Below are 12,875 nucleotides of genomic sequence, written 5' to 3' on the forward strand. Positions count from 1 at the left end.
GCAAGGCGGCGAACAGGTGTAGGCGGATGATTCCGCGGGTGGTGATCGCGGCGCCGTCGTCGAGTGCGGGGAAGACGACGGTTGCTGTTGGGTTGATGGCTGCGTTGCGGCGGGCCGGGCACACCGTGGCTGGGTTCAAGGTGGGGCCGGACTACATCGATCCGGGGTTTCATGCGGTGGCGACCGGGCGGCCGGGGCGGAATCTGGATCCGATGTTGTCGGGGGAGGAGCGGGTCGCGCCGCTGTTCAAGCATGGCGCCGCGGGTGCGGACCTCGCCGTGATCGAGGGCGTGATGGGCCTGTACGACGGTGCGCTCGGCACCGAGGGATATTCGTCGACCGCGCATGTGTCGAAGCTGCTGCAGGCACCTGTCGTGCTGGTGGTGGACGCATCGGCGGCCGGCCGCAGTGTGGGTGCAGTCGTGCAGGGGTTTGTTGCCTACGACACCGGCGTGCGCATCGTCGGGGTGATCCTCAACAAGGTTGGCTCTGACCGGCATGAGGCCGAAGTACGAGCAGGTGTCGCGCCAACCGGCGTACCGGTCCTCGGGGTACTGCGTCGCGATACGCGCCTGACCGTTCCCAGCCGCCACCTCGGGCTCATTCCCGCCGACGAGCAACGCGAGCAAGCCGCCGCGGCCGTCGACGCCGCTGCCGAATTAGTGAAGCAAGGCGTCGACCTCGAAGCCTTCGTCGCCGCCGCGCGCGCAGCCGCTCCACTCGACGCGACAGCCTGGGACCCTGCGGCAGAGGTGACCCCAGCCGAAGAAGGTCGCCCGGTGATCGCGATGGCCGGCGGCCCGGTCTTCTCCTTCCGCTACACCGAAACCGCCGAACTCCTCACCGCGGCCGGCGCCGACGTCGTCACCTTCGACCCGCTCCACGAATCGTTGCCGGAAGCAACTTCAGCGCTCTATCTCGGCGGTGGCTTCCCCGAACTCCACGCGGAAGCGCTCTCCGGCAACCTCGTCCTCCGCGACCAGGTCGCCGCGGAGATCGCCGCCGGCCTCCCCGTCGTCGCCGAGTGCGCCGGACTCCTGTACCTGTGCCGCGAACTCGACGGCCACCAACTCACCGGCGTCCTGCCCGCCAAGGGCCAGATGACGAGTCGGCTCACCCTCGGCTACCGCACCGCCGTCGCGGCCTCGACGACTGCGATCTTCGACGAAGGCCGTCGGGTCCATGGGCATGAGTTCCATCGCACGACTGTGGAGTTCGACGAGGAGATCCCGGCTGCGTGGTACCTGCCGGGCGGGCAGCGGGAAGGGTTCGCCCGAGCCCAGATCCACGCCTCCTACCTGCACCTGCACTGGACGGCGACGCCTGATGTCCCGGCCCGTTTCGTTGCGGCTGCCCGAGTCCACGCGGGGCTGGAGAAGTGACCCTCGTCCTGGGTATCGGCCTACGCTCCGGTACGTCGTACCGCGAGCTCCGAGATCTCGTCGACTCAGCACTGGCCGCTCTACCGCTGGCAACCGTGAGCCAAGTGGTCACTGTCGACGGCAAGGAGACAGAGCCCGGCCTACAGCGGCTGGTGGCCTCGCTGGGCGCCACGCTGTTCACCGCGACCAAGCTGGAACTCTCCCAGCAGCCCGTACCGACTCCCAGCGACCAGGTCGCTCGTCTAGCCGGTACTACGAGCGTCGCCGAAGCAGCCGTGGTCATTAGCGGCGCCGAGTTGCTACTGCCGAAGCAGTCGTCGCCGCGAGCAACTGTGGCCGTCGGCAGGCTCCCGGAGACGGCGGGCGGTGCAGCGGGCACGGCCGATGAGGTGACGGCGTCGGAGGTCGCGGACTCGGGGGTGGCGGCTGGGCCGGCGGGTGAGGTGCCGGTGTCGGAGGCTGCGGCTGCGGCGGGGTATGTGGTTGGGGAGCGGGATGTGGTGCATCGGGTGATGGCGGAGCGGCGGGATGTGCGGCGGGGGTTTTTGGGGCGGGCTATTGACGATGATGTGCTGACCAGGGTGCTGGAGTCGGCGCATCGGGCGCCTAGTGTTGGGCTTAGTCAGCCGTGGGACTTCCTGCTGATCAAGGACATCGCTACCCGGCGGAAGATCCACGACCTCGCCACTGCACAGCGAGACGCCTTCGCGGCTTCACTGCCCGCTGATCGACGCAGCTCCTTCGACGGGCTGAAGATCGAGGCGATTCTGGACACGCCGCTGAACATCGCCGTCACCTGCGACCCAGGGCGAGGCGGTAGGCATGTGCTGGGCCGGCATGCCGACCCACGCACCACCTGGTTCTCCGCAGCCATCGCAATCCAGAACCTGTGGCTCGCAGCGCGTGCCGAAGGACTAGGGGTCGGCTGGGTGTCGTTCTTCGAGCCCGGCGAGGTCGCAGCGGTGCTGGACCTGCCTTCACACGTAGAGCTTGTCGGCTACCTCTGCGTCGGCCACGTAGAGGAGTTCGCTGCAGCTCCGGAGCTGGTACGGAGTGGCTGGGCTGCCAGGCGGCCGCTGTCATGGGCCGTGCACCAGGAGTCATGGGGTCAGCGGGGCCTGCCGGGCATAGAGCCCAGTGCGGTGATCGCCGGCGATGCAGCGGCGGCGACTGGCGTAGTACGGGCTGTAGGTGCTCAGGTGGTTCGCCTGATCGTGGCTGACGTCGCGGCTGCTGAGTATCTGGAGCAGGCGGATGCGCTCGTAGTACAGGTAGGTACTGCGAAGCCAGCGGCCGACTACGGAGTGCTGTGGCGTCCTGCGCGGACAGTGGACGAGGCTGTCGAGCTAGGCGTGGAGGTAGCGCGGGATCTCGTGCTGCAAGGGGTTGGAGAGCTCCAGGTGGAGCTGGTGTCGGACTCAGCGGAGGCAGCCGGGCTGGTGCGCGGTGTACGACTCGGGGCGCTGGCCTGTGGAGTGGTCATCGGTGAGCCTGCCGAGGTGAAAGACTCCTCCGCATGACCGTCCCACCTCAAGGCCCTGCGCCTATGTACGTTCCCGCCTTCTCGATGAAGCAGCGGATCACCCTGATGGCGAACAGGTACGAACTGCTCACCACCAACCCCGATGGCACCGACGGGCCGCTGCTGGCGTTCGCGCAGCAGAAGCGGATGGCGTTCAAGGAGCAGGTGACCTTCTACGCCGACGACACGAAAGCCCAGGCGGTCTTCTCCTTCAAGGCCCGCAAGCGCATCGACCTCGGTTCCGGGTACGACGTGTTCGACGCGAACGGGCAGCCGATCGGCTGGTTCAAGAAGGAGTTCGGCAAGAGCCTGCTGCGGTCGAGCTGGCAGCTGACCTGCCCCGGGCTGGAGTCCGACGGCACCGAGCGGAACCCGACGATCGCGATCGTCCGGCGGATCTGGGAGTTCGTGCCGTTCGTCGGCGAGATCCCGTTGCCGTTCATCTTCCACTTCGACTTCTTGGACCGGGCGAGCGGCGAGCCGGTGCTCTCGGTCGAGCGCAAGATCTCGGTCCGCGACCGGTACCGGGTGACTGTCCAGGACTCCCGGCTCGACTTCCGGGTCGCCGCCGCGATGACGGTGGCGTTGGACGCGCTGCAGAGCCGCTGATCTGTACGACGCCGGTAGTACGTTCTGCGCGTGGACGTACTACCGGCGTAGTCACTTGCTCACTCTTTTGGGTGAACGGACCCTGAGCGGCTTGGTTCGGCGGGTGCGCGGTGCGAGTCTTGTAGACATGGGTGCAGCGAAGCGCAGTCGACGGTGGTTGGTGCCGGTCACGGCAGTCGCAGTGGTCGCAGGGGTGGGGGCGTTCGGGCCGATGGTCGCGGACGCGTCTCCGGACCTGCCGGGGATCACCGCGCAGGAGCTGCTCGCCCGCGTCCAGACGGCCAAGGTCGACGGCCTGTCGGGCACGGTGAAGTCGTCGACCGATCTCGGTCTGCCGGCGCTGCCCGGGATGGACGGCCAAGCCACCCAGTTCCTCGACCTGCTGACCGGTGACCACACCGCGCGGGTCGCGTTCGCCGGGCCCGACAAGGCGCGCGTCTCGGTGCTCGACGACATGGCCGAGCGGGTGCTGACCACGGACGGCAAGACCGCGTGGGCCTATGACTCCGCCAAGCGCGAGGCGACCAAGATCGCGCTGCCCGCGCACCCGGCCAAGCCGGAGGTGGCGCCGGAGAAGCAGGCGTACGACCCGCAGGCCGTCGCGCAGAAGGTCCTCGCCGCGATCGACCCGACCACCAAGGTCGAGGTCAGCGGCACGGAGAAGGTGGCCGGCCGCGATGCGTACAAGCTGCGTCTCGTGCCGAAGACCGACCAGACGACGGTCGGCTCGGTGACGCTGGCCGTCGACTCGAAGACCTGGGTACCGCTGCAGGTGACCGTGATGCCGCGGACCGGCAAGGACCCGGCCGTGCAGCTCGGGTTCTCGGCCGTGTCCTTCGACGTACCGGCGGCCAGTACCTTCGCGTTCACGCCGCCGAAGGGTGTGAAGGTGACGGAGGAGAAGGTGCCGTCGAAGGCGCCCGGCAAGCAGACCCCGCCGATCCTGCCGAAGCCTGGCACGCCGAAGCAGCCGTCGGTGCCGTCGGCGGACCGGCCGACCGTGATCGGCGAAGGCTGGAACGCCGTCGTCGAGCTCCGCGGCAAGGCGCAGACCGGCAACCCGGCACTCGACCAGCTGCTGGCCAAGGCGCCGACCGTGCAGGGCACGTGGGGCAGCGGCAAGATCCTCACCACCAAGATGGTCAACGCCCTGATCACCACCGACGGCCGGATCTTCACCGGCCTGGTCACCCCAGAAACCCTGCAATCCGCCGCCGCCAAGGCTCCGCGCTAACCGTGGATCCCATTGTCACCGCGGGGCTGACCAAGCGGTTCCGCAGTGGGCAGGTGGCGGTGGACGGGATCGATCTGGTGGTTCCGGCCGGAAGCGTGTTCGGGTTTCTCGGGCCGAACGGGTCGGGCAAGACGACGACCATCCGGATGCTGCTCGGGTTGATCGCGCCGACGTCCGGATCGGTCGAATTGCTTGGGGAGCCGATGCCGAAGGCACAGCTCTCCGTGTTGCCACGGGTAGGAGCGCTGGTTGAGGGGCCGGCCTTCTACCCGTTCTGGACCGGGCTGGCGAACCTGCTCCGGTTCGACGCCGCCGACCGCACCGCCGACCCACGGACGCGCAAGCTCCGCGCGGGTCAGGCGCTGGAGCGCGTTGGCCTGTCGAATGCGGCCGGCAAGAAGGTTCGCGCCTACTCACTCGGGATGCGTCAGCGCCTCGCGATCGCCGTCGCGCTGATGCAGCGTCGCGACCTCCTGGTGCTGGACGAGCCGACCAACGGCCTCGACCCGCAGGGCACCCGCGAGGTTCGCACGCTGATCCGTGAACTGGCCGGCGACGGCACGACGATCTTCACCTCGACCCACCTGCTGGCCGAGGTCGAGCAGGTCTGCACGCACGCGGCCGTGATGAGCCGCGGGCGGATCGTTCGCCAGTCGACGATGGCGGAGCTGCGTTCGGAGCTGCGCCCGCGGCTGGTGGTCCGGACGCCGGACCTCGAGCAGGCGATGAATACGCTGGCCGGCCTCGGCGTCACCGACGTACGGCGGCTGGAAGAGACCGTCGACGGTGACGCGGGCGAGCTTCCGGTCGACAAGCTCGCTGCCGCGCTGGTGGCTGCTGACGTGCGGATTCATGGGTTCGGTCTGGAGCATCCCAGCCTCGAGGACGCCTTCGTCGCGCTGACCGGGGAGGGTTTCGATGTCGCTGAGTGAGACCGCGGATCGCCGCGACCTGGGGAGCGTGCGTCGGCCTACCGCTGGGCGGCACACCATCGCGCTCTTCGCCTCTGAGCTGCATCTGGTTTTCGGGCGGGCCCGGACCTGGGTGACGCTGGCGGTGCTCGCCGGCGTACCGGTGCTGGTCGGGGTCGCGATCAGGCTGTCCGGGTCCGACGGCGGCGAGGGATTCATCGGTCAGGTCGCGGGCAACGGGTTCTTCCTGGTGGTCGCGAGTCTCGGGTTGTCGCTGCCGTTCTTCCTGCCTACTGCCGTGACGGTCGTGGCCGGGGAGTCGCTGGCGGGCGAGGCGAGTCTCGGCACGCTGCGCAACATGCTGACGGCGCCGGCCGGGCGGTCGCGACTGCTCGCGGCGAAGCTGGTCGCGCTGGTGGTGTTCTGCCTGGCCGCGACGATGACGATCTTCTTGGCCGGGCTGATCGCGGGTGTGGTGCTGTTCCCGATCGGCGATGTCGTCTTGCTGTCGGGGACGACGGTCTCGCTGGCCGATGGACTCCTGCGGGCGTTCGGGATCGCGATCCTGGTCGCGTTGTCGTTGCTCGGGCTGGCCGGGGTCGGGTTGTTCGTGTCGTCGCTGACGTCGACCCCACTCGCGGCGATGGCGGCGACGTTCGGCGCGTTCATCGTGTTCGGCATCCTCGGGGCGATTCCGCAGATCTCCGAGATCCACCCCTGGCTGTTGATGTACGGCTGGCCGTCGTTCGCCGACCTGCTCCGGGATCCGCCGTACTGGGATGCGATCGTCCGCAACCTCCTCCTCCAGGCCGCGTACCTGTTCGTCTTCTACACCGCCGCCTGGGCCCGCCTGACCACCCGGGACATCAACAGCTAGTCAGCCAGGTAGCTGCCTGGGTGGTGATGATCTGGGCTAGTTCGGTGGGGGCTTCGTGGGCGATCAGGTGTCCGGCGGTGGGGACTTGGGTGACAGCGGCCGCGGGGTTGGTGGTGCGGAAGCTGTTTATCTCGGCGTCGGTGAGGGGTGAAGTTGGTCCGGCTCGGACCAGGTGGATAGGGAGCTTGCGCATTGCGGCTGTCGCCAGGAGGTCGGGAGTGTGGTTGAGGATGTCTTCGACTAGGGCGTCGTGGGTGCGGAGGTCGCGGTCGGCCAGCCAGGCGCGGACGCGGGCTGGGTCGGGGTTGGGGACTACGTCGACGAGGATCAGGCCGGCCAGGGCTTGAGCGGTGGGTAGGGCGGCGAGGGCTGCGATAGCTGCCAGTCCGCCGAGTGAAGCCCCGACTGCGACGACCGGGGGTGGCTCGCTGTGGATCATCGCGGCCACGTCCGCTGCGATCGGTGCGAGCTTCGTCGCTGCTCCCGAGCTGTCGCCGTGACCTCGGAGGTCGTAGGCCACGGTTCGTAGCGAGCAGTGGTTCAGGAATGCGGTGACGGGGGTCCATACGGCGCGGGTTTCGCCGCCGGCGTGGAGTAGGAGAACGGTGGGGCCGGTGCCGGTTGCGGTGCCTCGCAGGGCGGCGTCGGGGCGGGTGAGGGTGAGTTCGGTCATGGACGGGCTCCTTGCCTTGAGGTATCAAGGTAGGCCGATTGCCTTGAGGGGTCAAGGTAGGACGCGTCAACTCCGGCTCGCCCTCGGGGTCGGGCCGGCTCCTCGGTAGTCTCCGGGGGTGCGTGCTGAGTTGGTTTCCGTGTTGCGTTGTCCGGTGTGTGGTGACGGGCTGGCGCTGAGTGGGCGCACGGCGAGCTGTCCGCGCAAGCATGCGTTCGACCTGGCCAAGCAGGGCTATCTCAACCTGTTGCCCTCGGCGTCCAGCGGAATCGACGGCGATTCGGCGGAGATGGTCGAGGCTCGGGAGCGATTTCTTGCCGAGGGCTTCTATGCGCCGATCCGGCAGGCGCTGATTGCGGCCGCGGGGGAGGGCGACGGGCTGGTTGTCGAGGTCGGCGCCGGCACCGGCTATTACCTCGCGGGTGTGGTTGCGGCCGGGGCTGAACGGTCAGGGATGGCGCTGGATGTTTCCCGGTACGCCGCCAGGCGCGCGGCGCGGGTGGACCCGGAGCGGATCGGGTCCGTGGTGTGTGATGCGTGGCGGGAATTGCCCGTGCGGGACGGCGCCGCGCAGGTTGTGCTGAATGTGTTTGCGCCGCGGAACGCGACCGAGATGGCGCGGGTGCTGGCGCCGGGTGGACGGCTGCTTGTGGTTACGCCGAATCAAGGGCATCTCAAGGAGCTGATCGAGGTGCTGGGGATGGTTCGGGTCGACGACGAGAAGGAGCGGCGGCTCAGTGACTCGCTGGGCGGCGTGTTCGCACGGACCAGCGGCGAGGTCGTCGAGGTCGCGATGCGGCTCGACCATGAGGCGGTCGAGCAGTTGGTCGCGATGACGCCGAGTGCGCGGCATACCGAGAAGGGCGCGTTGGCGGAGCGGATCGCAGTACTGGCTGATCCGGTCGAGGTGACGCTGTCGGTCACTCTGTCCACCTGGAGGACCGTCTGATCTAGTGCCGGCTCGAGCACGGCACTGGAGGCAGACGGCTTGTGTGCTAGGCCGCGGCGAGTTCCTTGGCGACGGCGGCGGCGTGCTCCTTGGCGGTGATGTGTGCCTCTTCCTCGGCGACCTTCGAGGCCGGGATCAGCTCAGCCATCGCCGGGGTGACCGACGCCAGGGTGAGCTCGGCGACGGCCTTGCGGATGTTCATCCCGAAGACGTCGCCGAAGATGCGCTCCAGGTACGGCGTGGCGTGGTCCCAGCCGTCGCGCGGGGTGCCGGGGCCGTAGCCGCCGCCACGAGCCAGAGTGAAGATGACGGGCTTGCCCCGGAGGGGGCCGTCGCCGGCCGCGAGTTCTTGCTCGGAGACCAGCACGTCGATCCAGGTCTTCACGTGCTGGGAGATCCCATAGTTGTAGAGCGGTACCGCGAGCAGTACCGCGTCGGCGTTCTTGATCTCGGCGATGAGGTCATCGGCCAGTGCCAGCGCCTCGGTGGAGTCCGCGCGGTCGGCGTCGGGGGCCGCGTCGAAGCCCATCTTGGCGCTGATCACAGCCGGCCAGACGTTGGCGGGAATGGGGTGCTGACCGAGGTCACGCCGGACCACGACGCCGTCCGGGTGCTCCGCGCGCCAGGCGGCCTCGGCGCTGTCGGCCAGCGCTCGGCTGACGGATCCGTCGACCCGGATGCTGGCGTCGACGCGAAGGAGGGTGGTCATGTCGTTCCTTTCGACAAACTGCTGGGGGCTGCTCGATGTGAGCTGCCTTCAAGATAGTCTTAGCTACAGAACATATTCAAGTTAGATCGTATTCCTCGTGGTGTAGACCACGTAGGATGGGAGGCATGAGCAGTTCGTCGCCTGAGGTGGGCACCCGGGCAGTCCGCGGGACCCCGGTCGAGGAGGACCTCGGCTGGGCACTGGGCGTCGTCTTCCGGCGGTACGCCAAGGCGGCCGCGGACGCGCTGACCGACATCCCGGGCGGTCCGCGGGGCTATCAAGTGCTCGCGACCACGATCCGGGAAGAGCCGAAGCGCCAGCTCGATCTGGCCGCCCACCTGGGCGTCGATCGCACGGTGATGACCTATCTCCTGGACGACCTGGAGAAGGCCGGCCTGGTGCAGCGGCAGCCCGACCCGACCGACCGCCGGGCCCGGCTGATCGCGCCGACCGAGCAGGGCAAGGAAGTGCTCTGCGATCTCGAGCGCCGGCTCCAGGCCCGTGAGGACCAGGTCATGAGCGGCCTCGACGACGGCGAGCGGATGGTCTTCCGGATGCTGCTCCAGCGGATCGCGCTCCAGGCCAACCAGATCGACCCGCTGCACAACGCCTGTTCACTGGCCGAAGAGACCGTCGACCCGGCCGACACGTAACTAACGCAGTGGGACGAAGCCCGATTCGTACGCCTGGATGACGGCCTGCGTCCGGTCCCGGGCGCCCAGCTTGGACAGCAGGTTGGCGACGTGCGTCTTGATCGTCTGCACGCCGAGGATGAGCTCGGTGGCGATCTCCGCATTCGACAGTCCGCGCGCCATCAGCCGCAGTACTTCCTGCTCGCGCTCGGTCAGCTGGAACTCCTCCAGCCCGGTCGACTGCTGCTCGGTCACGTGCGCGAGCGCCAGCGCCCGGATCGCCTCGGGGAACAGCAGCGACTCGCTGCCCGCGACCGTACGGATCGCCGCGATGATGTCGTCCGGGGGAGTGCGCTTGAGCAGGAACCCGGACGCGCCGGCCCGCAGCGCGTCGTACACGTAGTCGTCGTTCTCGAAGGTGGTCACGACCAGCACCCGCGGCGCCGGATCGAGGCCGTCCAGCAGCAGCCGGGTCGCCTGGATGCCGTCGACGGCGGGCATCCGGACGTCCATCAGCACGACGTCAGGCCGGGTACGCCGGACTACCGACAGCACCTCCGCGCCATCACCGGCCTCGCCGACGACCCGCAGATCGGACTCCGCGTCGATGATGGCGCGCAACCCGCTCCGGATCAGCGGCTCGTCGTCCACTACGACTACAGAGATGTCCACCAGCTACCCCTTCGTTGTGACGGCGACGGGCAGGGTCACCGCGAGCCGCCAGCGATCCGCGACCAGACCGGCTTCGACGGTGCCGCGCAGTACGGCGACCCTTTCACGGATACCGGCCAATCCCCGGCCACCGCCCGAGTTGTCAGCAGCACCAGCGGCCACCGGGTTGGTCAGTTCGAGCAACAGCCCCGACTTGTCCAGGTTGATCAACAGGTCGACGCTCACCTCACCCGCCGGATGCCCCGCGTGCCGGATCGCGTTGGTGAGCCCTTCCTGAACGATCCGGTACGCCTCCCGCGAGACCGCCGCCGGCAACTGCTCAAGATCTCCGCTACGCCGTACGCCGACCGTGATCCCGCCCGCCCGAGTCGCTTCGACCAATCGGGTGAGGTTCCCGAGCGTCGCCTGAGGGGCCGTCGCCGAACCCGGCCGGCGATCGTCGCGGAGCAACCCGAGCACGTGGTCGAGATCGGCGAGGGCGGCCCGGGCCGACGTCTCCATCGCGGCCAGCGCCGTCTCGGCGAAGGCAGGATCGGTCGCCAGCACCCTTCGCGCGGCAGCCGCCTGGATGGTGACCAGGCTGAGCGCATGGCCGACGCTGTCGTGCAGTTCGCGGGCCAACCGGTTGCGCTCGGCAAGGGTCGCCGTCCGGCGCTCGAGCAACTCGATCCGCTCGGCAGGCGTCGGCCCGAGCAGCCGGGGTGCGGCGTACGCGAGCAGGGCGCCGATCCCGGCGGACAACAGGATCAGCCCGATCACCGCCACGATCGTTGCCAACGGCATCCAGAGGTCGGTCCACCCGCCGGTGATCCGGTAGTGCACGCCGGGTATCAGCTCGCGCCGGCCGGGGGAGCGGAAGGGGGCCGCGATCAGGACGGCGCCGAGGCCGAAGACGATCGTGGAGAGGACGCCGACGAAACCGCCGGCGGCCAGGTGGAGGCAGAACCAGGTCGTCGTCCGGCGTCGCTGCGGCCAGGTCCGGGACGGGCCGAGCGGCCGTTCCTCGAAGCGGACGCCGAGCAGGGACTCGACCGCGATGCCTTCCACCTCGCGCACGGCGGGCAAGGTGCCCAGCACCAGCGGCGGGAGGGCGGCGATCAGGACGATGAAGATCGCCGACAGCACTCCGGGCAGCTCCAGGCCGTCGAGCAGTGAGGCGAGGCCGCTGTCGACCAGGATGAAGGCGAGCACCAGGGCGGCGCCGAGCAGCAGGTAGACCCATCGCAGATAGGTCGACCCCCGGACCAGCACGTTCGCCACCCCGTCATCCTCCCAGTCCGGCGGTCCGGCCACCTCCCTCCGCCGAGGGATACGTTTGCAGGTCCGGGTCGGTTCCCGGTGTGCGAGAGCGTTTGCATGATCGACGTCACAGTCCGGCCGGGTTTACACAAATTTGTCCTGCGGCGACCCGGTTGGGACTCGATCGACGTCGCGATCTGCTGTCGGTGCGGGTACGGTCTGTGGTCGGGGCGGGGTGCTGGTCCGGTGACGGAGCGGCATGGGGAATCGGCTCCTGGACGGGCGGCAGTCGGATTCTGAGGGGATCCGGACAGTGTTGGCTAGGCCACGTAAAGACACTGTGAAGTCCCCGAGGGCCGATTGACCACCCTTCCATATTTGATGTTTGATCAAATATCGGAGAGGAGAAGTCCAGCATGAGGTTCAGACGTTCGGCCGTCGCCCTGGTCGCAGTGCTTGCACTGGCCACCGGGATGAGCGCGTGCAACGACGACAGCAAGACCGGCACGAACGGGGAAGCGAAACTGGAGAAGGTCAGCTACCTGACCTCTTTCGGCACCTTTGGCCGCGAGGCCTATGCCTATGTCGCCCTGGAGAAGGGCTACTTCAAGGATGCCGGCTTCGACGTGACGATCACGCCGGGCAAGGGCACCGTCGACGTGATGAAGATCGTGGCCGGCGGCCAGGCCGACTACGGCATCGGCGACTTCACCGCGCTGATGATCACGCTGGCCAAGCAGAAGCTTCCGGTCACCACGGTCGGGATGATCCAGCAGCGCTCGATGGCGGCGATCGTCGGCCTCGAGGGCGGTCAGATCAAGGACCGCGACCCGAAGTCGCTGATGAAGGCCAACGGCGAGAAGACCCGGATCCTGGACCAGCCCGGTTCGACCAACCAGGTCACCTTCCCGCTGTACGCCCAGCAGGCCGGGGTGGACACGTCGAAGGTCGAGTTCGTCCCGTCGCCGCCGCCGGCGCTGGCCGGGCTGCTCGCCGCCAACAAGGGCGACGGCATCGGCCAGTTCGTGGTCGGCGTACCGCTGGTCGAGGCGGCCGACAAGGAGAAGCACCGCAAGGCCGTCGTACTGCCGTACGGCGACAAGGTGAAGGACCTCTACGGCAACGCCATCATCGCCCGCGACGACCTGGTCAAGGACCACCCGGCGCAGGTGCAGAAGTTCACCGCGGCGCTGCTCAAGGGCATGGACGACGCGCTGGCCGATCCGGCCGCGGCGGCCAAGATCCTCAAGAAGTACGTTCCGGACACCAACGAAGAGGTGGCCACCAAGGAACTCCAGCTGATGAAGCCCTACGTGAAGCCGGACGGCTACACCGGGGTGGCCGGTGGCGTCGAGACCGACCGGGTCGAGCGCGTCATCGCCGACCTGGTGAAGTACAACGTCATCGCCGCGGGATCGATCAAGCCGGCCGACGTGGTCGACACCGACCTGACTCCCAAGGGCTGA

Annotated in this window: 13 protein-coding genes; 9 read left to right on the forward strand and 4 right to left on the reverse strand. The window is 68.4% G+C overall.

The features are described 5' to 3' along the window. Positions 1-26: 26 nt before the first annotated feature. The 6 genes from ABD116_RS30350 (at position 27) to ABD116_RS30375 (ending at position 6,535) form a co-directional block, all read left to right on the forward strand. The gene (locus ABD116_RS30350) at positions 27-1,382 is read left to right on the forward strand and encodes a cobyrinic acid a,c-diamide synthase CobB (RefSeq protein WP_343977944.1); all 1,356 of its coding nucleotides are present in this window, start codon (positions 27-29) and stop codon (positions 1,380-1,382) included. After that, positions 1,379-2,902, forward strand: coding sequence for a 5,6-dimethylbenzimidazole synthase (gene bluB, locus ABD116_RS30355; RefSeq protein ID WP_343977947.1), 1,524 nt, complete (start codon positions 1,379-1,381; stop codon positions 2,900-2,902). Before ABD116_RS30350 ends, bluB begins: the two co-directional genes overlap by 4 nt. Then, positions 2,899-3,513 (forward strand): LURP-one-related family protein, encoded by a 615-nt coding sequence (locus ABD116_RS30360; protein ID WP_343977950.1) that lies wholly within the window; start codon positions 2,899-2,901, stop codon positions 3,511-3,513. The genes bluB and ABD116_RS30360 overlap by 4 nt, the downstream gene beginning before the upstream one ends. Before the next feature lie 127 nt (positions 3,514-3,640). Next, complete coding sequence (locus ABD116_RS30365; RefSeq protein ID WP_343977953.1) at positions 3,641-4,747, forward strand: LolA family protein; 1,107 nt, start codon at positions 3,641-3,643, stop codon at positions 4,745-4,747. A 2-nt stretch (positions 4,748-4,749) separates the two neighbouring features. Continuing rightward, a complete protein-coding gene (locus tag ABD116_RS30370) occupies positions 4,750-5,679 on the forward strand; it encodes an ABC transporter ATP-binding protein (RefSeq protein ID WP_343977956.1) in 930 nt (309 codons plus the stop codon). Next, positions 5,666-6,535, forward strand: coding sequence for an ABC transporter permease (locus ABD116_RS30375; protein WP_343977959.1), 870 nt, complete (start codon positions 5,666-5,668; stop codon positions 6,533-6,535). The genes ABD116_RS30370 and ABD116_RS30375 overlap by 14 nt, the downstream gene beginning before the upstream one ends. Here ABD116_RS30375 and ABD116_RS30380 read toward each other — a convergent pair. Beyond that, positions 6,525-7,208, reverse strand: a complete 684-nt coding sequence (locus tag ABD116_RS30380; protein ID WP_343977962.1) for an alpha/beta fold hydrolase — start codon at positions 7,206-7,208, stop codon at positions 6,525-6,527. The two genes, ABD116_RS30375 and ABD116_RS30380, sit on opposite strands and share 11 nt — an antisense overlap. A gap of 118 nt (positions 7,209-7,326) precedes the next feature. Here ABD116_RS30380 and ABD116_RS30385 point away from each other — a divergent pair, with 118 nt between their 5' ends. Next, the gene (locus ABD116_RS30385; RefSeq protein WP_343977964.1) at positions 7,327-8,157 is read left to right on the forward strand and encodes a putative RNA methyltransferase; all 831 of its coding nucleotides are present in this window, start codon (positions 7,327-7,329) and stop codon (positions 8,155-8,157) included. 46 nt (positions 8,158-8,203) lie between these two features. Here ABD116_RS30385 and ABD116_RS30390 read toward each other — a convergent pair whose 3' ends face one another. After that, the gene (locus ABD116_RS30390) at positions 8,204-8,866 is read right to left on the reverse strand and encodes an FMN-dependent NADH-azoreductase (protein WP_343977967.1); all 663 of its coding nucleotides are present in this window, start codon (positions 8,864-8,866) and stop codon (positions 8,204-8,206) included. A gap of 125 nt (positions 8,867-8,991) precedes the next feature. Between ABD116_RS30390 and ABD116_RS30395 the strand changes: the two genes are divergently transcribed. Then, positions 8,992-9,519 (forward strand): MarR family winged helix-turn-helix transcriptional regulator, encoded by a 528-nt coding sequence (locus tag ABD116_RS30395; RefSeq protein ID WP_343977970.1) that lies wholly within the window; start codon positions 8,992-8,994, stop codon positions 9,517-9,519. On the opposite strand, the gene ABD116_RS30400 is transcribed toward ABD116_RS30395, so the two are convergent. Both ABD116_RS30400 and ABD116_RS30405 read right to left on the reverse strand, forming a co-directional pair. Then, positions 9,520-10,170, reverse strand: a complete 651-nt coding sequence (locus tag ABD116_RS30400) for a response regulator transcription factor (protein WP_343977973.1) — start codon at positions 10,168-10,170, stop codon at positions 9,520-9,522. A gap of 3 nt (positions 10,171-10,173) precedes the next feature. After that, on the reverse strand, positions 10,174-11,430 hold the full coding sequence (locus tag ABD116_RS30405) for a sensor histidine kinase (protein WP_343977976.1): 1,257 nt from the start codon (positions 11,428-11,430) through the stop codon (positions 10,174-10,176). A 395-nt stretch (positions 11,431-11,825) separates the two neighbouring features. On the opposite strand from ABD116_RS30405, the gene ABD116_RS30410 reads away from it, so the two are divergent. Then, positions 11,826-12,875, forward strand: coding sequence for an ABC transporter substrate-binding protein (locus tag ABD116_RS30410; RefSeq protein ID WP_343977979.1), 1,050 nt, complete (start codon positions 11,826-11,828; stop codon positions 12,873-12,875).

It is taken from the genome of Kribbella koreensis (assembly GCF_039525325.1).
Taxonomy (GTDB): domain Bacteria; phylum Actinomycetota; class Actinomycetes; order Propionibacteriales; family Kribbellaceae; genus Kribbella; species Kribbella koreensis.